General features: G+C 68.4%; 23 protein-coding genes. 18 read left to right on the top strand and 5 right to left on the bottom strand.

From position 1 onward, the window contains the following. Positions 1-23: 23 nt before the first annotated feature. Positions 24-1,055 (bottom strand): ABC transporter permease, encoded by a 1,032-nt coding sequence (locus ACZ6TI_RS27055; protein WP_465347951.1) that lies wholly within the window; start codon positions 1,053-1,055, stop codon positions 24-26. Positions 1,056-1,066: 11 nt separating this feature from the next. Then, the gene (locus ACZ6TI_RS27050) at positions 1,067-2,194 is read right to left on the bottom strand and encodes a substrate-binding domain-containing protein (protein WP_465347950.1); all 1,128 of its coding nucleotides are present in this window, start codon (positions 2,192-2,194) and stop codon (positions 1,067-1,069) included. 352 nt (positions 2,195-2,546) lie between these two features. On the opposite strand from ACZ6TI_RS27050, the gene ACZ6TI_RS27045 reads away from it, so the two are divergent. From ACZ6TI_RS27045 to ACZ6TI_RS27030, 4 genes are read left to right on the top strand one after another with little or no spacing between them, the layout of a single operon-like run. Then, a complete protein-coding gene (locus ACZ6TI_RS27045) occupies positions 2,547-3,860 on the top strand; it encodes an ABC transporter substrate-binding protein (protein WP_465347949.1) in 1,314 nt (437 codons plus the stop codon). Between the two features lie 41 nt (positions 3,861-3,901). Beyond that, complete coding sequence (locus ACZ6TI_RS27040; protein WP_465347948.1) at positions 3,902-4,780, top strand: carbohydrate ABC transporter permease; 879 nt, start codon at positions 3,902-3,904, stop codon at positions 4,778-4,780. Continuing rightward, positions 4,777-5,622: a carbohydrate ABC transporter permease gene (locus ACZ6TI_RS27035; RefSeq protein WP_465347947.1), complete on the top strand. Its 846-nt coding sequence runs from the start codon at positions 4,777-4,779 to the stop codon at positions 5,620-5,622. The genes ACZ6TI_RS27040 and ACZ6TI_RS27035 overlap by 4 nt, the downstream gene beginning before the upstream one ends. After that, complete coding sequence (locus ACZ6TI_RS27030) at positions 5,619-7,481, top strand: glycoside hydrolase family 127 protein (protein WP_465347946.1); 1,863 nt, start codon at positions 5,619-5,621, stop codon at positions 7,479-7,481. Before ACZ6TI_RS27035 ends, ACZ6TI_RS27030 begins: the two co-directional genes overlap by 4 nt. Before the next feature lie 22 nt (positions 7,482-7,503). On the opposite strand, the gene ACZ6TI_RS27025 is transcribed toward ACZ6TI_RS27030, so the two are convergent. Beyond that, a complete protein-coding gene (locus ACZ6TI_RS27025) occupies positions 7,504-8,568 on the bottom strand; it encodes a LacI family DNA-binding transcriptional regulator (RefSeq protein WP_465347945.1) in 1,065 nt (354 codons plus the stop codon). 293 nt (positions 8,569-8,861) lie between these two features. On the opposite strand from ACZ6TI_RS27025, the gene ACZ6TI_RS27020 reads away from it, so the two are divergent. Beyond that, positions 8,862-10,343, top strand: a complete 1,482-nt coding sequence (locus ACZ6TI_RS27020) for a GAF domain-containing protein (protein WP_465347944.1) — start codon at positions 8,862-8,864, stop codon at positions 10,341-10,343. Between the two features lie 17 nt (positions 10,344-10,360). Here the strand turns inward: ACZ6TI_RS27020 and ACZ6TI_RS27015 are convergent, their stop codons facing one another. Beyond that, positions 10,361-11,911, bottom strand: a complete 1,551-nt coding sequence (locus ACZ6TI_RS27015; RefSeq protein WP_465347943.1) for a sensor domain-containing diguanylate cyclase — start codon at positions 11,909-11,911, stop codon at positions 10,361-10,363. Positions 11,912-12,202: 291 nt separating this feature from the next. Here ACZ6TI_RS27015 and ACZ6TI_RS27010 point away from each other — a divergent pair, with 291 nt between their 5' ends. The 6 genes from ACZ6TI_RS27010 (at position 12,203) to ACZ6TI_RS26985 (ending at position 17,781) form a co-directional block, all read left to right on the top strand. Then, complete coding sequence (locus ACZ6TI_RS27010) at positions 12,203-12,895, top strand: hypothetical protein (protein WP_465347942.1); 693 nt, start codon at positions 12,203-12,205, stop codon at positions 12,893-12,895. Further along, positions 12,892-14,004 carry a ThiF family adenylyltransferase gene (locus ACZ6TI_RS27005; protein ID WP_465347941.1) on the top strand — a complete coding sequence of 371 codons (1,113 nt, stop codon included), beginning with the start codon at positions 12,892-12,894 and terminating at the stop codon, positions 14,002-14,004. Before ACZ6TI_RS27010 ends, ACZ6TI_RS27005 begins: the two co-directional genes overlap by 4 nt. Before the next feature lie 7 nt (positions 14,005-14,011). After that, positions 14,012-15,427, top strand: coding sequence for a GGDEF domain-containing protein (locus ACZ6TI_RS27000; RefSeq protein ID WP_465347940.1), 1,416 nt, complete (start codon positions 14,012-14,014; stop codon positions 15,425-15,427). Between the two features lie 136 nt (positions 15,428-15,563). Beyond that, the gene (locus ACZ6TI_RS26995; RefSeq protein WP_465347939.1) at positions 15,564-16,463 is read left to right on the top strand and encodes an AraC family transcriptional regulator; all 900 of its coding nucleotides are present in this window, start codon (positions 15,564-15,566) and stop codon (positions 16,461-16,463) included. 162 nt (positions 16,464-16,625) lie between these two features. After that, positions 16,626-17,477, top strand: a complete 852-nt coding sequence (locus ACZ6TI_RS26990; protein WP_465347938.1) for an ATP-binding protein — start codon at positions 16,626-16,628, stop codon at positions 17,475-17,477. Between the two features lie 13 nt (positions 17,478-17,490). Next, positions 17,491-17,781 carry a response regulator transcription factor gene (locus tag ACZ6TI_RS26985; protein WP_465347937.1) on the top strand — a complete coding sequence of 97 codons (291 nt, stop codon included), beginning with the start codon at positions 17,491-17,493 and terminating at the stop codon, positions 17,779-17,781. Here ACZ6TI_RS26985 and ACZ6TI_RS26980 read toward each other — a convergent pair. Then, entirely contained in the window at positions 17,735-18,196 is a 462-nt protein-coding gene (locus ACZ6TI_RS26980) for a ferritin-like domain-containing protein (protein ID WP_465347936.1), read from the bottom strand. The genes ACZ6TI_RS26985 and ACZ6TI_RS26980 overlap by 47 nt on opposite strands. Before the next feature lie 176 nt (positions 18,197-18,372). Here ACZ6TI_RS26980 and ACZ6TI_RS26975 point away from each other — a divergent pair, with 176 nt between their 5' ends. The 7 genes from ACZ6TI_RS26975 (at position 18,373) to ACZ6TI_RS26945 (ending at position 25,128) form a co-directional block, all read left to right on the top strand. After that, positions 18,373-19,002 carry a class I SAM-dependent methyltransferase gene (locus ACZ6TI_RS26975; RefSeq protein ID WP_465347935.1) on the top strand — a complete coding sequence of 210 codons (630 nt, stop codon included), beginning with the start codon at positions 18,373-18,375 and terminating at the stop codon, positions 19,000-19,002. Between the two features lie 31 nt (positions 19,003-19,033). Further along, positions 19,034-19,198 carry a low temperature requirement protein A gene (locus tag ACZ6TI_RS26970; RefSeq protein ID WP_465347934.1) on the top strand — a complete coding sequence of 55 codons (165 nt, stop codon included), beginning with the start codon at positions 19,034-19,036 and terminating at the stop codon, positions 19,196-19,198. A 72-nt stretch (positions 19,199-19,270) separates the two neighbouring features. Beyond that, complete coding sequence (locus tag ACZ6TI_RS26965; protein WP_465347933.1) at positions 19,271-20,038, top strand: low temperature requirement protein A; 768 nt, start codon at positions 19,271-19,273, stop codon at positions 20,036-20,038. A 61-nt stretch (positions 20,039-20,099) separates the two neighbouring features. After that, the gene (locus ACZ6TI_RS26960; RefSeq protein ID WP_465348078.1) at positions 20,100-20,630 is read left to right on the top strand and encodes a (2Fe-2S)-binding protein; all 531 of its coding nucleotides are present in this window, start codon (positions 20,100-20,102) and stop codon (positions 20,628-20,630) included. Continuing rightward, positions 20,627-21,616: an FAD binding domain-containing protein gene (locus tag ACZ6TI_RS26955; RefSeq protein ID WP_465347932.1), complete on the top strand. Its 990-nt coding sequence runs from the start codon at positions 20,627-20,629 to the stop codon at positions 21,614-21,616. Before ACZ6TI_RS26960 ends, ACZ6TI_RS26955 begins: the two co-directional genes overlap by 4 nt. 3 nt (positions 21,617-21,619) lie before the next feature. Beyond that, positions 21,620-23,719: a xanthine dehydrogenase family protein molybdopterin-binding subunit gene (locus tag ACZ6TI_RS26950; RefSeq protein ID WP_465347931.1), complete on the top strand. Its 2,100-nt coding sequence runs from the start codon at positions 21,620-21,622 to the stop codon at positions 23,717-23,719. Continuing rightward, positions 23,716-25,128 carry an MFS transporter gene (locus ACZ6TI_RS26945; RefSeq protein WP_465347930.1) on the top strand — a complete coding sequence of 471 codons (1,413 nt, stop codon included), beginning with the start codon at positions 23,716-23,718 and terminating at the stop codon, positions 25,126-25,128. The genes ACZ6TI_RS26950 and ACZ6TI_RS26945 overlap by 4 nt, the downstream gene beginning before the upstream one ends. Positions 25,129-25,195: the final 67 nt, after the last annotated feature.

Below are 25,195 nucleotides of genomic sequence, written 5' to 3'. Positions count from 1 at the left end.
CTCACAGATAGGGACCGGTTCGTTCAGGCTTTTCCCGCGCGGCGGAGACGGGACAGGTACTGGTTGGCGATCATTGACACGAGGATGGCGATGCCCTGGATGAGGAAGAACGGGTTGGCGCTCACGCCGATGAGGTTGAACCCGTTCTGCAGCATCGCGAGCACCAACATGCCGAGCAGCGCCCCGATCACGGTCCCCGAGCCGCCCGCGAGCGCGGTGCCGCCGATCACCGCGGCCGCGATCGCGGTGAACGTGATGCGGGTGCCGCCGCCGATGTTGGGGTCGATCGAGTTGATGCGAAAGGCTTCCATCAGGCCGGCCATCGCACCGAGCAGGCTGACGAGCATGAAGTTGCCGATCTTCACGCGGTTGACGCGGATGCCGGCTTCGGTGGCGCCGTGCAGATTGCCGCCCACCGAGATGGTGTGCAGGCCCCAGCGGGTCCGGGTCAGGACGACATGGAAGACCGCCACGACGAGCAGGCACCAGCCGAGCGTCGCCCAGTCTCCGGCGCCGACCCAGTTCTGAATGGTGCCTTTCACCGGCTCGGGGATCGGCACCGGGTAGGCCCGCGAGGTGGTCAGCAGGATGCCGTACAGCAGGTAGAACATGCCTAGCGTGGTGACGAACGAGGGCACTCGGAGCATGGTCGTGATCAGCCCGTTGGCGAGGCCGATCACGGCCGCGATCGTGAGCGCCGCGAGGATCGCCGGGATGGCCGGAATGCCGTAGAAGTCGATGGCGTAGTGCATGAGGTACGGCGCGAGCGCCGCCACCATGCCCACCGAGACGTCGATCTCGCCGCTGACGAGAAGGAACACGATGCCCACGGCGACGATCGCGGTCGGCGCGGTCGCCTGAGCGATGTTGCGCAGGTTGTCCATCGTCAGAAACAGCGGCGTCGAGGTCTGGAAATACACGACGAGCCCGATCGCGACGATCAGAACGCTGGCCTCCCGCCGCCGCAGGAAGGCGTCCCAGCCGCGGCGCGGCAGGCCGGCCGCCCGTGCCGGCGCCGGCCGGTCGGCCGTTGGAGTGCCCGTGTCGATGCCCATGGCCCGGCCCGTCAGGGATGGGCGATCGGGCCGGTGCGCTCGACGAGCTTCACCGCCGTGTCGGAGCCCTCGTACCGGGTCTTGGTGTTCTGGTACGGGTCGACGTTGTCCTTCGTGACGAACAGCAGGCCGGTGTTGGTCTGCGTCGGGAACAGCAGTCCGCCGGTCAGTTTGAAGAGGTACAGGGCGAGCACCGGCAGGAAGCCCTGCAGGTACGGCTGCTGGTCGATGGTGTAGTCGAGGTTGCCGCTCTTGATCCCGGCGAGCGTCTCCGGCACGAGGTCGAAGCCGCCGGCCACCTTGAGGCCCTTGTCGCGCAGCTTGTACTTGGCCACGGTCTGCCCCACGCTCTGCGTCGAGCCGGCGTCGACGGCGAGCAGTCCGGCCAGGTTCGGATGGCCCTGCACGTATGCGTCGATGATGGACAGACCCTGGGTGATGTCGGCGTTCGTGGCGACCGGAGTGAACGTGACGGGCTTGCCGGAGTCCTTGAATGCCTGTTGCGCGCCGTCGATGCGGGGCTGGATGTTGAGCTGGCCGGGCGTCGCGATGAAGCCGGCGACATCGCCGGAGTCCAGCTGGGTCAGCGCCCGCCGGCCGAGCTCGTAGCCGGACTCGTAGAGGCCCTGACCGATGTACGCGAGGCGGTTGGTGCCAGGGTCTTCGCGCGCGCCGTCAGCGTTGAACGACACGACCGGGATGCCGGCATCGAGCGCCTGGTTCACAGGTGCGCGGAACGCGTTCTTGTCGACGACGGCGAGCGCGATGCCGTCGGCCTTGGCGGAGATGGCTGTGTTGGTGGCGTCGACCATCTCGGCCACCACCGAGTTGATCGAGCCGGTCCACTGGTATTGGACGCCGAGCAGCTTGCACGCGTCCTCCGCGCCGTACTGGGTGGGCGTGAAGAACGGATTCGTGGTCACGTGGCAGATGAAGCCGAACTTCCATGACGGGGTCTTGGGGAAGTTGCCGATGGCGCCGGCGACGGTGGCCTGCTCGCTGCAGCCTGCGACGGTCAATGCCGATGCGGCGAGCGCTGCGCTGAACAGGCCGGTGCCGCGGAGCAGCCGGCGGCGGGTGAGAGCGTTGAGCGGGACGGTTTCCAGAGCGTGTTCGACCGCGGGGTGCACGTTGCTCATCGGATGTCCTTCGCAACTGGCGGCCGCCGGTACGAGGGTCGGCGGCAAGGCGGGGCTACGGGAGTGGAAGTCAGGGCCACGCCTCGCGGGCGGGACCGGGTAGCGCGCACTGGAGAGCCGCTCGAGCGCCTCGAGTCGGTCGGTGCAATCAGTTGTGCGCGGTCGTCCGCCGCTGTTCGGGCCAGGCTAGAACCGACCCGGCGACCGGTCAACGTCGCCAAAATGCACAGTCTGAAATCGAATGCCTGCAAACGTATGCGGTAGGGGGTAGCGTGCCCGTAACCCGGAGCCGAAGGTGGTCGTCCGCATCGTCAGGTCATCCGGGTGTCCCTCGACGAAGAGGAGGCATGAAGTGCGAATCCGATCCCTTGGGCCGGCCTTGGCTGCCGCTTTCACTCTGACGCTCGTCGGCGCCTGCGAATCCGCCGGCGAGCCGACCGTTGCCGAGGCCATTACGCCCGCCACGACGTCCTGCGCCACCACCGGCGACATCACGATGTGGGAGCGTTCGGGCGGCAACAAGCAGATGGTCGACCTGCTCGTCGAGGCCTGGAACACGAAGAACCCCACCTGCAAGATCAATCTGACCTATATCCCGCACACCGAGATGGTCGGCAAGATTGCCCAGGGCATCGCGTCCGGCGAGGTTCCCGACCTCATGGGCATGGACCTGATCTACGCACCGCAGTTCGAGAAGGCCCAGCAACTGGTCGACCTCACCGACCGGATCAAGGAGTGGCCGGAGCTCCGGGCCGCGAGCAAGGGCCACATGACCGTCGCGACGTTCGAGGACCGGCTCTATGGCGTGCCCCTGTACGCGGACGTGTCCGCCCTGTTCTACAACAAAGATCTATTCTCGCGGGCCGGCCTCGACCCGGAGAAGCCGCCGACGAGTCTCGCCGAGCTGAGCGAGTACGCCGGCAAGATCTCCGCCTTGGGTGGCGACGTCAAGGGTTACTACCTGCCCGGCAACTGCGCCGGCTGCAACATCTTCACCGTCGGCCCGCTGATGTGGGCGTCCGGCGCGAAGATCGAGGCGATCAACGCCGGCGACGAGCCGCTGACCGGCGACGGCGTCAAGCAGGTGCTTCAGTTCGCACGCGACATGGTCAAAGCCGGCAACGTCCACGCGGGCGACCGGGCCGAGAACGGTGAAACCTTCCACCTGCAGTTCGGGTCCGGCAAGGTCGGCATGATGGGCACCGGCAACTTCAACATCACGCTGGCCCGGCAGCAGAACCCGAAGATGAAGTTCGGCATCGCTCCGCTTCCGGGCGTCACGGCCGGCTCGTCCGGCTCCTTCATCGGCGGCGACCTCGTCGTCGTCCCCAAGGGCAGCGAGCGAGTGGCCGACGCGGTCAACTTCATGAAGTTCCTGCTGTCCGACGAGGTGCAGGTCGAGGTGTACGCAAAGGCGCTGAACCTCACCACGCGCACCGACATGGTGGACAACAAGTACTTCCAGGCCGAGCCGCTCGTGCAGGACGTCGCCAAGGCGCTCGAGATCGGGCGGACGCCGTACACCCTGACCTTCTTCGAGCAGATCAACTCACCGCAGGGTCCGTGGCTGCAGATGCTGCAACGGGCGTACTACACCGACGACAGTCTGGACACGATCATCGCCGACGCCAAGACCGCGATGAAGAAGATCGCTTCGCAAGGTTGAGCGATCGCGCCGGAAGGGAGCGGTACGAAGGGAGGGCGGCGGTGCGCCAGCGTTCACGGAGCCGATGGATCGGATTGGCCTACCTCAGCCCGGCGTTGCTGTTCGTCCTCGCCTTCACTGTCTATCCGCTCGGGCGGATGGTCTGGATGTCGTTCCACAACTGGTCGCTCATCTCGCCGCCGCGCTGGGTCGGGCTCGACAACTATCGGCAGGCGTTCGAGGACCGGCAGTTCTGGGTGTCGCTCGGCTTCACCTTCAAGTACACGCTGATCATCACGCCGATCCTCATTGTCGGCGGCTACCTGCTCGCGCTGCTGACCGCGTCGAACTCCCCGCTGCGGCGGATCACCCGGACGGTGGTGTTCACGCCGGTCGTCATCGGGCTCGGCGTCTCGAGCCTGCTGTGGTATTGGCTGTTCAGCACCGACTTCGGATTCGTCAACAAGGTGCTGATGGATTCAGGTCTGATCAACTCGCCGATCGTGTGGCTGGGCGTCGATGCCGACCGTTCCAATCTGGCCATCATCGTATCGGTGGTGTGGAAGGTGATCGGCTTCGGCATGGTGCTGTTCGTCGGCGCCATCCAGGCGGTTCCGTCTGAGGTCACGGAGGCGAGCATGGTCGACGGCGCGTCCTACCGGCAGCGCGTGACCCGGATCCTGCTGCCGCTCACGTTGCGAACGGTGCTGCTGGTCACCCTGCTGAGCGTGATCGGGTCGCTGCTGGCGTTCGACCAGTTCTACATCATGACCGCGGGCCAACCGCAGAACGAGACGGCCACCTCCGTCTTCTTCGTGTACCTCAACTCGTTCCCGTACCTCAAGCTGGGATACGGCGCGGCCCTGTCGATGGTGCTGGCGCTCACGATTCTCGCCTTCACGGTCGTCCAGTTGCTCCTGGCTCGGCGGAGTCACTCGTGAGCGCGACACGAGCCGGGCGGACCCGCTACCTGGTCGGCGCGCTCTGCGTCGCGCTGTGCACGATCACGCTGCTGCCGCTGGTCGCGTCAATGCTCGCCTCGGTCAAGCCGACAGCAGAATCGGCCGCCTCGCCGCCCACGTACCTGCCCGACGTGTTCAGTCTCGACAGCTACCAGCGGCTCTGGAGCTACCAGCAGGGGTTGCCCACATATCTGCTCAACAGTTTCGGCACGGCGGCGCTCACGATCGTGTTCACCCTCCTGCTGACCGTGCCGGCCGCGTACGCATTGGCCAGGTTCCCGGTGCCGGTCAAGGAAGTCATCTTCGTGGTGCTGATCCTCGCGCTCATCGTGCCGTACCAAGCGCTGCTGACGCCGATGTTCCTGATGTTCGCCGAGCTGGGCCTCACCAACAAGCTCGTCGGTCTGGCGGTCGTGCACACCGCAATTCAGCTGCCGTTCAGCCTGTACGTGCTGCGCAACAGCTTGGCCGCAGTGCCGCGCGAGCTCGAGGAAGCAGCCATCATGGATGGTGCCTCGTCGTTCCAGGCGCTGCGTAAGGTCTTCCTGCCCGCGACGAAGCCGGCGATCGTCACCGTCGCGCTATTCGCGTTCATCATGTCGTGGAACGAGTTTCTGGGTGCTCTCGTGATGATGAGCAAGGGCTCGTCCTTCACGCTTCCGCTCGTGCTCGCCGCGGCACGCACCGAGACCAGCCTCGGCGGCACCGACTGGGGGATGCTGCAGGCCGGCATCACCATCTCGATCATCCCTTGCGTCGCCTTCTATCTCCTTCTCCAGCGCTTCTACGTATCGGGTCTGATGAGTGGAGCAGTCAAATGATCGCCGATGGGATCGCTCACGCCACCTGCGTCCGCCCGTCGCCGGGCGCCACGTCCGCACTCCGGCCGGTCGGCGCCGCCGATATCACCGTCCACGGTGGATTCTGGGCCGACCGGCTGCGGACCAATCGGGAGCGGACGATCCCGCACGGCTTCGACCGGCTCCGCGCCGCCGGCACGCTGGGCAACCTCCACATTGCGGCGGGGCGCAGCGGCACCTACCGGGCCAGCGGCGACACGAGTGGCGCCGTGCTGCCGTTTCTCGACTCCGACGTCTACAAATGGCTCGAGGCGGTGGGCTGGGAGCTCGGCCGCGACGACGACGTCGGGCTGCGCGCCGCCGCGAACGAGGCGATCGGCATCGTGGCCCGCGCCCAGCGTCACGACGGCTACCTCAACAGCTTCGTGACCGTGCTCGGCGGTCAGCCGTACACCGACCTGGCGTGGGGGCACGAGCTCTACTGCCTCGGCCACCTGGTGCAGGCCGCCGTCGCTTGGCACCGCGCGCAAGGCGACGACCGGCTCCTCGACATCGCGCTCCGCGCGGTCGCGCACGCCGATCGAGCGCTCGGCCCGGGCGGTGCCCCCGGAGTCGACGGGCACCCGGGGATCGAGATGGCGCTCGTCGAGCTGACCCGAGTGACCGGCGACGAGTCGCATCTCAGGTTCGCCGCGCGGATGCTCGACCTGCGCGGTCACGGCATCCTCGGCGAGGGCCGCTTCGGTTCGGCGTACTGGCAGGATCACCTGCCCGTGCGGGAGGCCGCCGAGGTCGCCGGCCACAGCGTGCGCCAGCTCTACCTCGACTGCGGCGCGGTCGACGTCGCCGTCCAACGCGACGACAAGGACCTGCTCGCCGCGGTGCGGCATCGGTGGGAGGACATGATCCGGACCCGCCGTTATCTCACCGGCAGTGTGGGCAGCCGGCACCGCGACGAGGCGTTCGGCGACCCGTACGAGTTGCCGCCGGACCGGGCGTACGCGGAAACCTGCGCGTCCATCGCCGAGGTCATGCTCGGCTGGCGCCTGCTGCTCGCCACCGGTGAACCCGGCTATGCCGACGACATCGAACGGGTGATGTTCAACGGTGTGCTTCCCAGCCTGTCCCGGTCGGGAACGGAGTTCTTCTACGTCAACCCGCTTCAACGGCGCACACATCGCGCCTCCGATACCGCCGGCGACGGCAAGCGGGCACCGTGGCAGGCGTGCGCATGCTGCCCGCCCAACCTCATGCGGATGCTCAGCACCTGGGAGCAGTACGTCCTGACGACCGACGGCGCCGGCGTGCAGGTGCATCAGTACGCCAACGCGGGCCTTCGTACGTCCGATATGGAGCTGACCATCGCAACCGGCTACCCGTGGGACGGCAAGATCGTCGTCACTGTCGTCAGGACGCCGGAGCGTCCTTGGGCGCTGTCGCTGCGGGTGCCCGGCTGGTGCCGCTCGGCGACGCTGAGCGTCGGCGACGGCCCGGCGGAGGCGGTGACCACCGGCTACGCGACCCGCAGCCGCACCTGGCGGGCGGGCGACCGCGTCATCCTCGACCTCGAACTCCCGGTGCGACTGGTCGAGCCGCACCCGCGTGTCGACGCGGTTCGTGGCTGCGTGGCCTTCGAGCGAGGACCGATCGTCTACTGCATCGAGTCGGCCGACCTGGGGAACGGAGTGCCGCTCGAGGACGTGCGATACGACTCGGACGGCGCGGTGTCCGAAACACCCAGGCCCGACCTGGGCGACGGCGTTGTCGGCATCGACGTGCCGGCGGCCGTGGCCGGGTCCCGAACGACGGTGCCGGCGATTCCGTACTACACATGGGCCAACCGGGGCGACGGCGGAATGCGAGTGTGGCTGCCCCGCTAGCTGGAATAGCTGGTAGCTGGGCCTAGCCGCGGAAGGGATGCGATGTCGAGTCGCGTACGACGAGGTTGGGCTCGAAGATCTGCAGACTCGGACCGCGGGGGGCCTCGGGGTCACGGGAGAGATCGACCGCGAGGTTGATCGCGTAGCTCACCAGCTGTGCCGTCGGCATCCGAGACGTGGTCAGGGCGGGCACGGTGTGACTGGAGATCAGAATATCGTCGAATCCGACGACCGACAGGTGCTCCGGCACGGTCGCTCCGAGGCTGTGCGCCGCGTGGAGAACGCCGACCGCGAGCAGGTCGGTCGAGGTGGCGACCGCCGTCGGTGGTTCGGCGAGCGCCATCAGCCGGCGCAGAGCCGCGTCGCCGCCGGCGAGAGTGTTGGGGGAGCGCTGAACGTAACCTTCGGGGACGCCGTCGAACCGCTCGCGCATGAAGTCGGCATACGCGACCTCGCGGACCCAGAATTCGCCGGGCAGCTCGGCGCTGAGAAACGCGATCCGGCGGTGGCCGAGGTCGGTGAGGTGTTGCAGCCCGGCCCGGATCCCGGCCCGGTCGTCGGTGTCGGCGCTCGGGAACTCGAGCTGGCTGGTGCCCTGCCACAACCCCACGACCGGCACTTGCGAGGCGCGCAGGTCGGCCAGCAGCTCTGGGTGGACCCGCAGGTCGCCCAGCAGAACGACGGCGTCGATATGGCGGGTCTCGAGGACCGACGTGAGCGGGGTCGCCTCCTCGAGCCGTGGGTGGACGTGGCCGAGGACGATGTTGTAACCGTGCGCCATCGACTCCTTGACCAATGCCTCGATGGCCTCGGCGAAGAACGGATCGCTGAAGTCACGGACCACCGCGCCGATGAGGTTGGTGGAGGCGCCGCGCAGGCCGCGTGCCAGTGGGTTGGGCCGGTAGCCGAGCTGGCGGGACGCCTCGATCACGCGCTTGCGTGTCCGCTCGGCGATCGGCACCTGCGTCTCCGTGCCGTTCAGCACCCGAGAGACGGTGCTTTGCGACACCGCCGCCGCGGCGGCGATATCGCGCATGGTCACGACGGGGCGAGCCGCCTCCGGCGGCGGCTTGCGCGCGTTGGCCATCACGCAACAGTACCCGTCTGCGATGCGGTCATACGTTTGCAGTGTGACGCCGCGGCTGCGCGCCCGAGGGATGCCCAGATACGTCGACACCGAAATTGTCCGATCGTTCGAGATCGACCGCTGATTTCGTGTCTGTTTGCGATAGTGGTGACACAACATCTTCCACGACAATGTGCCTGGGTGCCAGCCCTTCGAAAGGTCAGATATTGATGCGTACTCGGCTTCGACGTCGTGGGTCAGAACACGAAGCGCTGGAGGCTGTCGCCGAGGCGAGAGCGAACACCGACGCCATCATGGCGGTACTGAAGGCGCTGGACAAGGCGGATTCTTCGATCGATACCATCGCGTCGGCAATGACCGCTGTCAGGGAAAGCTTCGGGTGGGCCTACGGGTCTTACTGGCGGATTGTTCCGGACGATGGGAAACTGCATTTCGTCGCCGAGTCGGGAAGCGTCAGCGACGACTTCCGGCGGGTTACGCTGGCGGCCTCCTTCGCGGAGGGCGAGGGCCTTTCCGGACGAGCTTGGCGTTCGAAAGACCTCGTCTTCGTCCGTGACCTGGGGGAAGTGACCGACTGTGTGCGGGCGCCGGTCGCTCAGCAGACCGGCGTCAGGAGCGGTGTGTGCTTTCCGCTGCTCGAGCGCGGAGCCGTCGTCGCCACCATGGATTTCTTCTCCACCGACAGTTTGGAACTGTCCGATCAACGCCTTGGCGCCCTGCGAGCGGTGGGTCTGCTGGTGTCGCAGGCTTTGGAGCGCATCTCCGACAGTGAGAAGCAGGATGCGGCGGCGGCCGACCTCACCGCCGTTAACAGCGTCCTGCGAGACCTGTCGGTCGCGACAACCGCCGAGGAAGCCACGGGGCGAGCCCTGGAGACCATCAGAGAGGAATTCGGCTGGGCGTACGGCTCCTATTGGGCAGTTGATCCCGAGAAGAAGGTCCTACGTTTCGTGTTGGAGTCCGGACACACCGGCGAGGACTTCCGTCGCATCACTCGAGAAGCGACCTTTGCCGAAGGTGTGGGACTCGCGGGCCGCACCTGGCGGGCCAGGGACATGGTCTACGTCCGTGACCTGGGAGAGATGACTGACTGTGTCCGGGCGCCGGCTGCACAGAAGGACGGCGTCAGATCCGGTGTCTCGCTGCCACTGATCGTGCACGGGTCAGTCATCGGAACCATGGACTTCTTCTCCACCGACGTCATGCAGCTGACGCCCAGCAGAACGGACGCACTGCGCAACACCGCCTTCACGGTGTCTCAAGCGCTACAGCGTATCCAGGAGACCACGCGCATCAGCATGGCCGGCGCCGAGCTCACCACATCGATCGAAGAGGCGGAGCGCAATGTCCTGCAAGCCACCGCCGTGGCGAGCCAGGCGCAGACGCTGACAGCGGACGCGAACGAGTCGGTGGCCAGTCTGTCGCGGTCGAGCGCTGAGGTGGGCACCGTCGTCGCCGTCATCAACAGCATCGCGGATCAGACCAATCTGCTGGCGCTCAACGCCACGATCGAGGCGGCTCGTGCCGGCGCGGCCGGGAAGGGCTTCGCTGTGGTGGCCAGTGAGGTGAAAGACCTGGCACAGAGCACCGCCAAGGCCACGGAGGACGTGGGGTCCCTCATCGCGACCATTCAAGGCGACGCCGGAGTGGTCGTCGAGGCGCTGCAGGAAATCCGCGTCATCGTGGATCGGATCAACGAGACTCAGACCATGATCAGCGGTGTGCTCACCGAACAGGCTGCCGTGACCCGTGACATCGTCGCCGGCAGGAACTAGAAGGCCTGTCACATTTGTCAGCGCGCGGCGCGGCCGGCCACTCGTCCGCGACCTTCTTGCTTGGCGTGGTAGAGCTTGCGGTCGGCGTCAGTGAGCAGGGCGGGTAGTTCCTGGCGGCCGCCGCGGTGCACGCCGATGCTGATCGACACGGTGAGGCCGGCCGCGACCTCCTCCCACGGGTGCCTGCGGACGGCATCGAGGATCGCCTGGGCCCGTGCTTCGGGGACGTCCGGTCCGACGTCGGCCAGGATCACCACGAACTCGTCGCCGCCGAGCCGGGCGGCGAGGTCCACCGGGCGCACGTTCACGGCAAGCACCTGCGCGATCCGGGTGAGGACGACATCGCCGACGTCATGTCCGAAGGTGTCGTTGACGCCCTTGAAATGGTCCACGTCGATCATCATGACCGCGTAGTCGTCCTGCTTGTCGTCCGTTTCCTTGATCGCCGGTTGCTGCAGGCCGGTCAGGTAGGCCTGGTAGCCGCGCCGGTTGGCGAGTCCGGTCAGGTCGTCGACGAGGACCTGGTGGCGTAGCTGCTCGTGTTCGCGGCGCCGGCGCTCGACGGCGATCGCGTCCCGCACGCCGATCATCTGGTTGATGCGGGCGTTCCAGCGCAGCGTCACGAGTTCGTCGGCGTAGGCGATGGCGACGGCCGGCGTGCCCGGCTGCCGGGCGGCGATGTTCATGCACAGCAGCCGCGTGCTCGCCGGCATGAGTTCATTGTTGACCCGCTCGGCGTGGCCGTCGGCCAGCCGGGCCGCGAGATGTGTCTGTCCGTTCCGGGCCGCCTGGATGGCTGCGCTGACGGCGATGATCGTGGCGGCGTTGGCGTCGTCTGGCTGCGGGCCCGGTTCGCAGTGCGAGCTGCCGGACGACCCGGCCAGGGCGGCCAGGAGACTCAGGTGACCCTGGTAGTCGGACACCCAACTCGGCGGCCAGTCGGCATCGACGGCCTCGAGGCTGACGGGCAGGTTCGCGGCGGCGCGGGCCCCGGCCGCGGCCCAGTCACCGAGGGCCGCCTCCTCGCTCGCCCAGTCGAGGGCCAGGGCGAGCCGGTTGAACGCGACGGCGCGCCGTTGCCGGTGGACGGTCGAGCCCCACCGGGGGTCGTGGTCTTCGCCGAACGCCTCAGCGAGCATGTCGTACTGCTCCGCGGCAAGTTCCCACAGGCCCAGGGCGTGCGACACGTTCGCGACCTCGATCATGGCGGCCGCGCGGTGCACCACGGGAGCGGTCGAGCCGTCGAGCAACCCGACGGCACGCACCAGCAGGCTCGTCGGCGACTCGGTCACATCCAGAGCCCGGCGGGATTCCACCCGGCGGGCCGCCGTATGGGCGAGCGACAGGGCGTACAGAGCCGGATCCTCGATCCGGCTCGCGATGTCGACCATTGCCTGGATGTGGGCGGAGCCGTCCTGGCCGGCGTAGGCCGCGACGAACGAGGCGGCAAAATGGACCAGGACCTGCACGTCGTCCCAGCCATGGGCGGCCGCCTCGACACCGGCCACGTGGGCTTGATCTGCCGCGTCCTCGCCCTGAGAGGCCTCGACGAGGGCATAGGCTCGCACGATCGCAGCGGTGTGAGCCTCGTCCGGCCCGTCGGCAGGCGGCACGGCTCTCCCTCTCATCCGTGTTGTTCCCTCTTGTGCATCATCGAGCCGCGGACCATCAACCTGAGGGAATCGGGCGACAAAGTACGGCCTTGCATTCCTCGGCTGCGACCCGGTCCGCGCCGCCGTCCGCCCGCTCCTCCGGCCGATCCGGCGCCGACGCGGGCGAGACCGGCTGGTGGGCCGGCTCTCTTTCGGCCAGCATGGATCGAAGGGTGTTCGCTCCCGCTGACTGTCGAGGAGATCCGGATGAACATGTCACTTCAGCAATCGGCTCTTGCTGAGGCTCACGACCTGGACCGGCGACTCGACGGCCTCGGGCTCACTGTTCACCGGCCGGGGACGCCGGTGGTCGATGAAGTGCGGTGCTTCCGCGGTGCAATGATCCGCGACAGAGTTGCACCGTCCATGTTGCACACCTCCGAGGAGGGTGTCATCGATCCGCATCCCGCCGACGTTGCTGCGTACCATCTGGTTTTGCGCACGACGGCGCAGCAGTCGATGGTGGCCTGCCTTGCCCTCGCACCGCTGGAGTCGTTGCCGACGAGTGGGGTCCGGAGCTGGAGCCCCGCGCTGAGCGACCGCCTGCTGAGCCGATGCCGAGTCAGCGAGTCATCGGTGCTGGAGGGTGCGCGGCTGGTGGTGGCCGCCTCCTGGCGCGGTCGTGGGCTGGGTGTGCTGATGATGCTCGGCGCGTTCGCCCTCGGCCAGATGATCGGCCGGCCCGTGATCTGGGGAACGTCCGGCACCCGGTACCACCAGCATCACGTCCCGGTCGCGGTCGGCATGCAGGTGCGCGAGGAATTCGGCCGGCGATACGCTTCGCAACTCGCCGACACGCTCTGCGTCGTCGCCGGCAGCGCGCAGGACGTGCCCATGACGATGACGCGCACGCTTGCTCGGCTGCGATCCACCCTCGAGGCGCAGGGGGAGGCGGCATGACCTGGCAACCCGTGGTGATCGACGCGGCGACCGGCGAGCGAACGGGTCAAGCGGACGAGGTGTACGACACGCTGGCCGATCAGCTCCGTGAACTCGTCACGATCCGGCACCCGAATCGCCTGCTGACCGCCGCCGACCTGGATCACCTGGTTCGGGAACACCTCGGCGGGAAGGACCCGGAGCAGTACGGCAGCTGGGTGCACTACCCGTGGAGCCGGCAGGTGGCCCACCTGCTGCCGGTGGACGAGTTCCGCGAGGTGCGCAGCAGCCGCAACCAATACAAGATCACGAAGACCGAGCAGCGTCGACTGGCCGAGGCCCGGATCGGCATCGTCGGCCTGTCGGTCGGCAACATGGCTGCCGTCACACTCGCGCTCGAAGGGGTGGGCGGCGCGTTCCGACTGGCTGACTTCGACCGGCTCGGTCTGTCCAACCTCAATCGGTTGCGCGGTGCGGTCTGCGACCTGGGCGTGGAGAAGACGGTACTGGCCGCACGTGACCTGTACGAGATCGACCCGTGGCTCGACATCGAGCTCTACCGGGACGGCCTGCGGGCCGATGATGTCGACACCTTCCTGTCCGGGCTCGACCTCGTCATCGAGGAGTGCGACGACCTCGAGATGAAGGTGCTGATCCGGGAACGGGCCCGGTTGCTGCGCATACCGGTCGTCATGGAGACCAACGACCGCGGCATGCTCGATGTGGAACGCTTCGATCGAGAGCCGGACCGGCCGGTCCTGCACGGTCTGCTCGGCTCCACCCGCGCCGCAGACCTCGGCGAGCTGACCGCCGAGGAGAAGCTGCCGATCCTGATGGCCATCGTCGACGGTGAACGCATCAGTGCCCGGATGTCCGCGTCGCTGCCGGAGATCGGCGTCACCATCGGCGGCTGGCCCCAATTGGCATCAGGCGTGGCCCTGGGCGCAGCGCTGGTCACGGACACCACCCGGCGCATTCTGCTGGGCGAGCACACCGAGTCCGGCCGCTACTACCTCGACTTGGCAGAGCTCGTCGCCGACGGCCACGCCGAACTGCATACCCCGGCCCGCGTAGCAGATTTGCGCAGTCCAGCACGATTTGCCCATTCCCCGGGCCGAGAGGCTGTTTGATGATGGGGTGCTGACGCAGTGGCGATGCTTCTTCGCGGTGCTGGCTCTGGGCGGCCTGGCCTTCTCGATCCTGCAACCACCGATCGGCTTCTGGCTGCCGGTCGTCCAGACCGGTCTGGCCTGGACCGCGTCCGCCACGATTCTCATCGAACAACGCGTCGCCGGAGCCACCCGCGACGTCTGGCTGCCCTGGTCGATCCTCGCGGCTGCGGTCGCCGTTCCCGGTTCGAGCTTCCTGGTCGCGGACCTGGCCACCGATCCGGGTATGGTGCCGCCTCTGCTGCAGCTGGCCGGCCCCCTGATCGCGGCGGTGGGCCTGATTCTGATGGTGCGGACGTCATCACGGCGAGCGGACTGGGCCGCGGTCGTCGACGCTCTCATCGTCACCGCCGGGATCGGCCTGGTGTTCTGGCTCCTCCAGGTCGAACCGGTGCTCGACGAGCCCGGCGCGACCCGGCCCGAGCAGTTCTTCCCGCTCGCTTTCGCCGTGGTGGACCTGATGCTGTTCGGCGCGACGGTCCTGCTGCTGCGAACGACCGGGCCGAGGGCCGGCCTGGGCACACGCATCATGACCGCGGCCTTCGGACTGTTCCTGCTGGCCGACTGGATTCCCACCATCGCCGAGTTCCTGCCCGTCATCGACGCCACCTGGGTCGCTCGCCTCGCGGCGGCCTTGCCCCTGGCCGGTATCGCGCTACTCGGCTGGGCCGCGCGATACCCCAGGGAAGCGGCCGGGCCCGTCGCGGCCGCCGACGGCGTCAGCGTGCCGCAGTTCGGCGGCCTCGGCGTTGCCGTGCTCATCGCCCCGGCGACCCTGTTCGTGCAGGCCACCTATCCGCCGGTCACCGACGGCCAGGCCATCGCCGTCAGTTCGGCCATCATCTGGTCTCTCGTATTGGTCCGGGTCATGCAACTCCTGCGAAGGTCGCAACGCGCCACCCGGCAGGTGCGCGAGCTGTCCCTGCGCGATCCGCTGACCGGCGTGGCCAACCGCCGGGCCTGGACCGAGCGTCTGAACGCCGCGCTCGAGAGCGCTCACTACACCGGCGAGCAACTCACGGTCGGCATCCTCGATCTCGACCACTTCAAGCTCTACAACGACCGGCACGGCCATCCCGCCGGTGATCTATTGCTCAAGGAGGCCAGTGCCGCCTGGTCGGAGCAGCTGCGGGAGACCGACACCTTGGCGCGCTACGGCGGTGAGGAGTTCACCGTCCTGCTGCCCGGCGTCAGCCCCGGCGAAGCCGCACAGATCCTGGACCGCCTGCGCCAGGTGACCCCGGACCGAGCCACCTTCTCCGCCGGCCTGGCCGCCTGGACCGGCTCGGAGACCGCCGACGAGCTCGTCAGCCGGGCCGACGCCGCCCTCTACCAGGCGAAACAATCCGGCCGGAACCGGGTTTGCGGCGCATCCCCCGCGTGATCAACGGCCTGGATCACCTCGTCACACGAGATAGACCATCCACATTGGATGTCTCCAGCGGTGCTCTTTCCGGACGGATCGTCCGGAAAGACGCCTCGATCCAAGTGCTTTAATCGGAGCCATGCCCCTCGACGAGTTGCGTGACCTGCTCGCCCGCCACGCACGGCCGGACCTGAGCACTCCCATCGAGGACGTCCGCATTTTCCGGGCCGATCGGCCCGATCCGCCGACGCCGACCACGTACGGCAAAGTGTTCACTCTCGTCGCCCAGGGCACCAAACGCTTCGCACTCGGCGACAGCCTGTACGAATACCACGCCGGGCAGTACCTCATCGCCTCGGTCGACCTGCCCGTGACCGCCTACTTCGAGAAGGTGAGCGCGGAGTTGCCCGGGCTCGGCGTCGGGCTGGCCCTGCAGCCGACCGCCGTCGCCGAGGTCCTGCTCGAGGCGGACTCCCAGGACCTGCCGGAGATCGGCCAGGGCACGCCGCCCGGTCTCGCCGTCAGCAACGCTCCCGACGAACTCATCGAGACTGTCGTCCGGCTGCTGCGCTTGCTCGACCGGCCGCGCGACATCACCGTGCTCGCGCCGCTGATCAAACGCGAGATCATCTGGCGGCTGATCACCGGGGAGCAAGGCGCCATTGTCCGCCAGTTCGGCTTGCCCGACAGCAGCCTCAGTCACATCGCCCGCGTGGTGCGGTGGATCCGCGACAACTACGCGCAGCCCTTCCGGGTCGAGGAACTGGCTCAGCAGGCGGGCATGAGCGTCTCTGCCCTGCACCGCAACTTCCATGCCGTCACCGCGATGAGCCCGATCCAGTTCCGGAAACAGATCCGGCTGCAACAGGCCCGGCTCCTGCTGGCCGCAGACCCCGGCGACATCGCAGCCGTCAGCCGGCGCGTCGGTTACGAGAGTCCCGCCCAGTTCAGCCGCGACTTCCGGCGCCAATTCGGCAGGCCACCCACCCTCGACGCAATCCACCTGCACACCCACGCAGGCACCGGCACGCCGAGCCCAGCACAGAGCAGTTGATCAAAGCTCGCGACCTCTTGATCGATCCTGCCGACATGTGAGTCCGCATCCTCTGGACTCTGCCTTGCCGGTATAGCGTCCCGGCAGACGCCGTCGGTCGTCTCGACGTCCGCCGAGCCGAGCCGGGCGCGATGATCGGCTGCGACGGCACGTGAGGAAGGTATGGCCGACTACGAACTCTATGGACGCCATGCTGAGCTCGAGCAGCTTTCCGGCTTTCTCGGCGGTTTACGGCATCGTGGCGATGCACTGCTGATCTGCGGGGACCCCGGCGTGGGCAAGTCGGCCCTGCTGACCGCGGCGGTGGATCTGGCCCACACCGCCGGCATGCGGGTGCTGCGCGCCTCCGGCTCGGAGTTCGAAGCCGACGTCAGCTATTCCTGCCTCAACCAGCTGCTCCTGCCGGTGCACGCGGATCTCGAGCGTCTTCCGGCCGGGCCGCGTGACGCACTGTCGGTCGCTCTCGGATTCGGCGCCGGCGCGCCTCCGGGTGTCCTGCTCGTCTGCAATGCAGCGCTTCGCCTGCTGACCGAGCTCGCCATTGACGCACCGCTTGTCCTGGTGGTCGACGACGTTCAATCGATCGATCGCGCGAGCGCCATGGTGCTGGGCTTCATCGCCCGGCGGCTGGAGGACCGCAAGGCCGGCCTGTTGGTGTCCACCAGAGCGGGCACCTCGAGTTTCCTCGATCGGCAGGGTCTGGCCGAGCAGGTCGTCGAGCCGATCGGCAGCGAGGCCGCCGCGCAGCTGGTCGGCGCGCAGGGCTCACGTGGAGGCGATGCGTGCCGCCGATGTGGGGGCGTTGTCGAGCGGGATGGCCCTGATTCAGGCAGGCGCGGAGGCGCTCGTGCTCGACGACGATGCGCCGGCGACACACCTGGAAGCGCTGCTGGCGAGTTCGGCGGGGGAGCGGTGGTTGTTCGACTCCTCTCGGGTCCGGTTGGCGCTCGGCGAGCGGCTACGCCGTACCCGATCGCCGGTGCAGGCCCGCCGGCATCTTCTCGTCGCACGTGACGGATTCGCCGCCATGGCGGCCGCACCGTGGCTGGCCCGGACCGAGACCGAGCTGCGCGCCTCGGGGCACCGGCTGCCACAGTCACGGCCGGAGGGTCCGAGTGTTCTGACGGCGCAGGAACTCCAGATCGCTCACCTGGCCGCCCGCGGCCTGAGCAACAAGGAGATCGCCAGTCGGCTGTTTCTCTCCCATCGAACGGTCGGCGCGCACCTGTACCGGATCTTTCCCAAGCTCGGGCTGACGTCCCGCGCCGGGCTCAGGGATGTGCTCTCGCCGCCTGCTGATGAGAGGACTGCGCGCTGAGCGCGTCGGTCTGGGTCTCCTTCTCCTCGAGCAGCCGTTCCAGCAGCCGCCGCGTGGAGGGATCGTCGTCGCCGACCCAGCGCACCGCCTCCTGCAGACTCTGGACGAGGATCCGGGCCCCCACGAGGCTCTGCGTCACGATGCCCGCGAACTCACCGTCGGCGAATGCCCGGAAGGTGATCCGGGACCGAACGCTCAGGTGCCGCGAGTCGTACTCGCCGACGAAGCCGAGCTGCCGGATCCGGCCCGCGATGGTTCGCGCGCTGCCGCGGTCCTGATCCGCGCAGGCGCTCAGGAACTCGGCGAGTGACCTTTCGGTCGGCGCGCGCACGAGCAGAGCGCGGTCCCGTGCCTCGCGCGCACGAAGCACGGTCGGCGGCACGGCGGAGTGTTCCCGTCCTGATGGTGTTGTCACGTCTTGAATGCTCTGCCATGCCAACCGGCCGCGCATCTGTCAGACGACCTAACCCTCACGGCCGCCGTCCGCCCGCATCGTCGGAGTCGAATGACTGATGAGGATCAAACGGGTGGCACGCAGAGTGGAGTTGCCACTGAGGTCCAGGTGGCAGCACACGAATAGGGAGACCTTCGATGACCATCGGCCACGGCTTCCAGGCCACGTTCCTGCGCGAGTTCCTCCGCGAGCCGTTCACCGTCGCCGCTGTCGCCCCCAGCGGAACCCGGCTGACCGACCTCATCACCTCACCCGTTCCCCGCACCGGCAACCCGGTGGTCGTCGAACTCGGCCCCGGCACCGGAGCATTCACCGCCGCGATTCAGCACCGCCTCGCCGGCCGCGGACACCACCTCGCCATCGAGATCAACGAACGGTTCGCGCACCCCCTGGCCGCCCGCTACTCCAATGTCGACGTTGCCGTGGCCGACGCTCGCCGGCTTCCCGAACTGCTGGCCGAACGCGGCCACCGGCACGCCGATGTCATCGTCAGCGGACTGCCCTGGGCGGCGTTCCCCGCGCCCGAACAGGACGACCTACTCGCCGCCGTCACCGACACCCTCGTCCCGGACGGCGCGTTCACCACCTTCGCCTACACCTTCGCCCGCTGGGCCCCACCCGCCCGCCGTCTCCGCGAGTCCCTGAGCGACCGGTTCGACGAGGTCGTGACCGGCCGGACCGTCTGGGCGAACATGCCACCGGCGTTCGCCTACCACTGCCGACGCCCCCGCGTCCCGGCGCGGCCGCACGCACTGGTCCCCGCCTAGCATGGCGCGGCGAAGCAGGGTACTGGGAGGCGTGCGCCCGGCCGGCGAAAGTCACCGGGCGACGCCGTTCGAACTGTTCTTCGACCTTGTCTATGTCTTTGCGATCACCCAGACCACCGGCTACCTGGCGCACGAACACAGCGCGAACGGCATGCTGCGCGGGCTGATCATGCTCGCCCTGCTGTGGGGCACCTGATCCGGCTACACCTGGCTGGGCAATCACTCGCGAGCCGACCGGGGTCCGCTGCGGGCGGGCATGGTCGTTGCGATGGCCGCGATGTTCGTGGTGGGCCTGGCGATCCCCGAGGCGTGGCACAACGCGCCCGGCGGGCTGTCCGTCGGCATCTATCTCACCGCCCGGCGCGGTAACTGGCGGCTGCACAGCCCGGCGCACCTGACTGAACGGCATGGCCTGTTCATCATCCTGGCCATCGGCGAGTCGGTCGTCGCGATCGGTGTCGGCGCGGCCGGTCGGCCGATCAGCGTGCCACTGGTGCTCGCCGCCGTCCTCGGTGTCGGCACCGCGGTCTGCCTGTGGTGGTTGTACTTCGACGTGGTTTCGCCCGCCGCCGAGCGCCGCCTCGTCGACGCGCGTGGCCAGGCGCGGGTCAGCCTGGCCGTCGACGCCTACACGTATGGGCATTTCCCGCTCGTCGCCGGCATCGTGCTCACCGCGCTGGGCGTCGAAGGTGTGGTGGCCCACGCCGGTGAAAGCCGCCCGCTGGGGGCCTTCTCCGCGTTGTCTCTCTTCGGCGGTGCGGCCCTCTACCTCGCCGGGCACCTGGTGTTCGAGCGCCGCATGCATCGCACGCTGAGCCTGCCGCGGGTGGTGGCGACCGGCTTACTCCTCGCGGCCGCTCCGGCCGCGGTCCTGCTGCCGCCGATGGCCGGACTGGCCGGCTTGGCCGCCATCCTGACCGTTCTGATCATTCTCGAGACCATCCGGTACGGGCGGAGACCAACGCCCACCGCCGAGCAGGATCGTGCAAATGTTCGCGAGGAACGTTCAAGAATGTACCGCTTGCGGACTGATTGAATGATTTCGGCAGCAGATCTTGTTCGCCCGGCAAGGCGAGAGGAAAACAGTGACGAACGCAATCACCAGCGATGTCTCGCTGCGCGTGAACGGTACGACGCATCAGCTGACCGTGGACAACCGCAGGACGCTGCTCGACGCGATCCGCGAGGATCTCGGCCGGACCGGGCCGAAGAAGGGCTGCGACCATGGCCAATGCGGCGCGTGCACGGTTCTGCTCGATGGCCGGCGTGCGGTGTCCTGCCTGATCCTGGCGGTCGCCGCCGAAGGCGCCTCCGTCACGACCATTGAAGGAATCGCCGGGAACGACGAATTGCGGCCGATCCAGGAGGCATTCGTCCGGCTCGATGGTTTCCAATGCGGCTATTGCACGCCCGGGCAAATCTGCTCGGCGTTCGGAATGCTGGCGGAACACGCGGCCGGCTGGCCCAGTGCGGCCACCGCCGACGTCTCGCCGGACGTTCCCACCCGGGAACTGGACGCCGTGGAGGTGCGCGAGCGGATGAGCGGCAACCTGTGCCGCTGCGGTGCGTATCCGTCGATCGTGCGTGCGGTGCTCGAGACGGCCGCTCGCGAGGAGTCGGCCGGATGAGGGAGTTCGCCTACCAGCGTGCGACCGAGGTCCGTGATGCGCTCACCGGGGTCGCCGAGAATGCCGGCGCCCGGTACCTCGGCGGCGGCACGAACCTCGTCGACCTGATGAAGGACGGCGTCGAGGTGCCGACCCGGCTGGTGGACGTCCGGCATCTTCCCCTCGACGGGTTCCGCGAGACGCCGGACGGCGGACTCGTCATCGGTGCGACCACCACCAACAGCGACGCGGCCGCCCACCCCGAGGTTCGCCGCCGGTATCCGGCGCTGACTCAGGCCATTCTGGCAGGCGCGTCGGGCCAGCTGCGGAACATGGCCACGATGGGCGGCAATCTGTTGCAGCGGACCCGCTGTCCCTACTTCGCCGACGTCGCGCAGCCGTGCAACAAGCGCGATCCCGGCAGTGGATGTCCCGCGATCGAGGGGCAGCACCACAATCACGCCGTTCTCGGCCAGTCCGATCACTGTGTGGCGACCCACCCGTCCGACATGGCGGTGGCGCTCGCCGCGTTCGACGCGGTCGTGCACTACGAGACGCTCGCCGGCGCCGGCGAGATCCCTCTGTCGCGGTTCTACCTGCCGGTCGGTGACCGGCCGGATCTGGAGACGGCATTGCCGCCCGGCGCGCTGATCACCGCGATCGCCTTGCCCGGTTCGACGGTCGCCCGGCGGTCGCGGTACCGCAAGGTCCGTGAACGTGCGTCCTACGCCTTCGCCACCGTCTCCGTCGCGGTCGCCCTCGACGTCCACGACGGCGTGGTGCGGGACGTGCGGATCGCCCTCGGCGGCGTGGCGTCACGGCCCTGGCGTGCGACTGCCGCGGAAGCCGCCCTGCGCGACGACGATGCCACCGTCGCCCGCTTCCGGGCCGCCGCAGCGGCGGAGCTGGCCGCTGCGGAGCCGTTACGTGACAACGGATACAAGGTGACGCTGGCGCAGAACCTCATCGAGGCTGTGCTGAGCGAACTCGCCGGAACGGGGAGATGACTGATGAGTGACGAGCAGATCACCAGTGCCGTCGGCACCCCACGTCCCCGCATCGAAAGCCGGCTCAAGGTCACCGGCACCGCCCGCTACGCCGCGGACGTGCCGATGCCGGACCTGGCCCACGGTTGGGCGATCATGGCCACCGTCTCCCGGGGTCGCCTGCGCGACCTCGACGCCTCGGGCGCCCTCGGCATGCCGGGCGTGCTCGGTGTGCTCGACCGGCGCAACGCACCCCGGCTCAACCCAGAGGCCGGTAATTACTTCGGCCCCGACGGCAGTCTGCAACTCTTGCAGAGCGACGTGATCCCGTACGCGGGCTTTCCGATCGCGCTCGTGGTGGCGCTGACACCCGAGCAGGCGCGGGCAGCCGCGGCAGCGCTAGTGGTGGCCTACGACGTGGAACCGCACGACGTGGACTTCCGCCTCGACCATCCGGCTGCCCGTCCGGCGTCGACCGCGTTCGGACCGGAGGCGGACACGGGCGACGTGGACGCCGAACTGGCCACCTCCGCAGTGGTGGTCGACGAGCGGTACCGCACGCCCGAGGAGAGCCACAGCGCCATGGAGCCCCACGCCACAACGGCGTGGTGGGAGGACGGCCACCTGTATGCCGTCGACTCCAACCAGGGAGCTTTCAGCGTCTCACAGGTTCTGGCTACCTTGTGGTCCATCGACCGGGACCGGGTGCACGTCCGCTCCGAACATGTCGGCGGGGGTTTCGGCGGCAAGGGAGCGTGCGGTCCACAGACGATCCTCGCTGCGATGGCGGCCGAGCGGTTCGGGCGGCCGGTGCGGGTCGTCCTGACCCGGAACCAGGTGTTCGAGGCGACCGCGCTCCGGCCGCCGACCGACCAGCAGGTCCGCATCGGCGCCGATGCCGACGGCTGCCTGCGCGCGATTCACCACCGCCCGGCTTACGCGCTCTCCCCGCTGTCCGAGTACATCGAGGCGTGCGCCGAGCAGGCCAAGATCCTGTACGCGGCGCCGGCGATCCGCACGCAGCTCACCGCCGTACCGCTGGACATCCTGCCGCCCGCATCGATGCGCGGGCCCGGCGCGACGCCCGGATCGTTCGCCCTGGAGTCGGCGATCGACGAGGTGGCGGAGCGGCTGGACCTGGACCCGGTGGAGCTGCGCCTGCGCAACCAGCCCACCGTCGCCCCCGTGTCGGGATTGCCGTTCAGCAGCCGCCGCCTGATCGCCTGTCTGCGTGAGGGTGCCCGACGGTTCGGCTGGGCCGGACGTGACCGGCGCCCCCGCACCAGGCGCGAGGGCCCGTTGCTGATCGGCAGCGGCATCGCCACCACCTCGTTCAGCGCCGGGGTGTTCCCGTCCACAGCGACGATCACCGCGGAGACCGACGAAACGTTCACGGTGTCGGTCGGCGCCAGCGACATCGGCACCGGCGCCCGGACCGCCCTGACCGCGGTTGCCGCCGACGCGCTCGGCGTCGGCGTGGAAAGCGTCCGGATCCGGATCGGCGACAGCGACCTCGGCATGGCCTGGGGTGCGGGAGGCTCCCGCGGTACGACGTCCTGGTCCTTCGCCATCATCGAAGCCGCCAAGAAGCTGCACGGTGACCTGGACAAGCCGTTGCGGCCGGTGACCGCCACCGTGGACACCGCCGCATTGATCAACTATCAGCCGACTCGGGAACGGCAAACCTACAGCTCCGTCTTCGCGGAGGTGACCGTCGACCCGGCGACCGGCGAGGTGCGCGTACGCCGGCTGCTCGGCATGTTCGCGGTGGGCCGGGTGATCAACCCCATGCTCGCGCGCAGTCAGCTGGTCGGCGGCATGATCATGGGATTGTCGATGGCGCTGCACGAAGAGAGCGTCCGTGATCCGCTGACCGGCCGGCAGGTCAATGGCGACTTCGCCGGCTACCACATTGCCGCGCACGCCGACGTGCCCGACATCGAGGCCGACTTCGTGCCGGACTACGAACCGCAGGACCCGTCTGGGTTCAACGGCCTCGGCGAGATCGGCACGGCCGCCACCGCGGCGGCGATCGCCAACGCGGTCTGGCACGCCACCGGCACCCGTCATCGGACTCTGCCCATCCGGCTGGACCGGGTGCTGGAGCCGACCGCCACGTCATGAATTCAGCCCTCGTGGTGTTCTCCCTTTCGTTGGGGGGCCTGGCGTTCGCCGTGTTGCAGTCGATGGTCGCACCGGCACTGCCCACGATCGCCGCCGACCTGAATGCCTCCACCGGGGACGTCAGCTGGGTGCTCACGGCTTATCTGGTGTCCGCCTCGGTGCTGACGCCGGTGCTGGGCCGACTCGGCGACATGGTCGGCAAGCGCAGAGTTCTGCTGGCCGTGCTGGGGTTGCTGGCGGTGGGCACGCTGATGGCCGCGCTGGCACCGAACTTGCCGGTGCTCGTCGCCGCCCGCGCCGTGCAGGGTGCCGCCGGGGCGATCCTGCCACTGTCCATCGCCATCGTCCGCGATGTACTGCCCCGCGAGCGGGTCAGCGTCATCATCGGCCTGTTGTCCGCCATGGTCGGCGCCGGCGCCGGCGTGGGTATCGTCGCTGCCGGTCCGATCGTGGACCATCTGTCCTGGCACTGGTTGTTCTGGTCTCCGCTGATCGTCATCGGGATCGCCCTGCTCGGCACGGCCCTGGGCGTGCCGGAGTCGCGGGTGCGGACGCCCGGCCGCCTGGACGTGCTCGGCGCCGCGATCCTGGCCGTGTCGTTGGTGTCGCTGTTGCTCGCCGTCACCCGCATCGAGGACGGGAGCTGGGCCGGCGTCGCCGACGTCAGCCTGCTCGCGGTCGGTGTGCTCGGTGCGATCGCATTCGTTCAGGTGGAGCGCAGAGTCCGCGAACCGCTGATCACGATGCGTCTCGCGAGCCTGCGTGGTGTCTGGGTCACCAACCTCGTCGGTCTGCTGCTGGGCTTCGCGATGTTCGGCACCTTCCTGCTGGTGCCGACGCTGCTCCAACTGCCGGCGGCGCACGGCCATGGATTCGGCACCACCGTCACGCGGGCGGGCCTGTTCCTGTTGCCCACCACGGTGATGATGCTGTTCGCCGGTCCGCTCGCCGGTCTACTGGTCCGCCGCGCCGGCCCCCGGCCGCCCATGCTCCTGGGCGCTACTGCGGTGCTGGCCGCGTTCCTGTTGCTCACCGGAGTCCATGACGCGGTGTGGCACATCATCGTTTCCGGTCTGCTGGCCGGTGCCGGCATCGGCCTGGCCTTCGCGGCCATGCCCAACGCCATCATCGGCGCCGTCCCGGCCGACCACACCGGCGAGGCGACCGGCGTCAACGCCATTGCCCGTACGGTCGGCAGCAGCATCGGCACCGCGGTCATCGCGGTCATCCTCTCCGCCGGGACCGGAATCGCTGGCGCTCCCGACGATGACGCCTTCACCATCGGTTTCGCCGTCTGCGCCGGTGTCGCCGCCATCGCCATGCTGGCCACGCTCATCCTGCCGCGCACATCGCACCGGCCCGCATCGATGAATGCGACCGGCCGGATGCGAGGACAGGCGTCGACCTGACCGGGGTCTAGGGAACTGGCGCGGTTCACCAGCGCGTTTCCCCGGCAAGTTCCGGGCGCCTCACGCA

Source organism: Actinoplanes sp. NPDC051388 (assembly GCF_055586225.1).
The sequence above is the reverse complement of the archived record's forward strand: the minus strand, read 5'-3'. Positions and strand labels throughout refer to the sequence as shown.

Excerpts from the sequence above, each read along its gene's own strand:
- ACZ6TI_RS27055 (WP_465347951.1), bottom strand. The coding sequence starts at position 1,055 with ATGGGCATCGACACGGGCACTCCAACGGCCGACCGGCCGGCGCCGGCA.
- ACZ6TI_RS27050 (WP_465347950.1), bottom strand. The coding sequence starts at position 2,194 with ATGAGCAACGTGCACCCCGCGGTCGAACACGCTCTGGAAACCGTCCCG.
- ACZ6TI_RS27030 (WP_465347946.1), top strand. The coding sequence starts at position 5,619 with ATGATCGCCGATGGGATCGCTCACGCCACCTGCGTCCGCCCGTCGCCG.
- ACZ6TI_RS27025 (WP_465347945.1), bottom strand. The coding sequence starts at position 8,568 with ATGGCCAACGCGCGCAAGCCGCCGCCGGAGGCGGCTCGCCCCGTCGTG.
- ACZ6TI_RS27020 (WP_465347944.1), top strand. The coding sequence starts at position 8,862 with ATGGCGGTACTGAAGGCGCTGGACAAGGCGGATTCTTCGATCGATACC.
- ACZ6TI_RS27010 (WP_465347942.1), top strand. The coding sequence starts at position 12,203 with ATGAACATGTCACTTCAGCAATCGGCTCTTGCTGAGGCTCACGACCTG.
- ACZ6TI_RS27005 (WP_465347941.1), top strand. The coding sequence starts at position 12,892 with ATGACCTGGCAACCCGTGGTGATCGACGCGGCGACCGGCGAGCGAACG.
- ACZ6TI_RS26990 (WP_465347938.1), top strand. The coding sequence starts at position 16,626 with ATGGCCGACTACGAACTCTATGGACGCCATGCTGAGCTCGAGCAGCTT.
- ACZ6TI_RS26985 (WP_465347937.1), top strand. The coding sequence starts at position 17,491 with ATGGCGGCCGCACCGTGGCTGGCCCGGACCGAGACCGAGCTGCGCGCC.
- ACZ6TI_RS26975 (WP_465347935.1), top strand. The coding sequence starts at position 18,373 with ATGACCATCGGCCACGGCTTCCAGGCCACGTTCCTGCGCGAGTTCCTC.
- ACZ6TI_RS26965 (WP_465347933.1), top strand. The coding sequence starts at position 19,271 with ATGGCCGCGATGTTCGTGGTGGGCCTGGCGATCCCCGAGGCGTGGCAC.
- ACZ6TI_RS26955 (WP_465347932.1), top strand. The coding sequence starts at position 20,627 with ATGAGGGAGTTCGCCTACCAGCGTGCGACCGAGGTCCGTGATGCGCTC.
- ACZ6TI_RS26950 (WP_465347931.1), top strand. The coding sequence starts at position 21,620 with ATGAGTGACGAGCAGATCACCAGTGCCGTCGGCACCCCACGTCCCCGC.
- ACZ6TI_RS26945 (WP_465347930.1), top strand. The coding sequence starts at position 23,716 with ATGAATTCAGCCCTCGTGGTGTTCTCCCTTTCGTTGGGGGGCCTGGCG.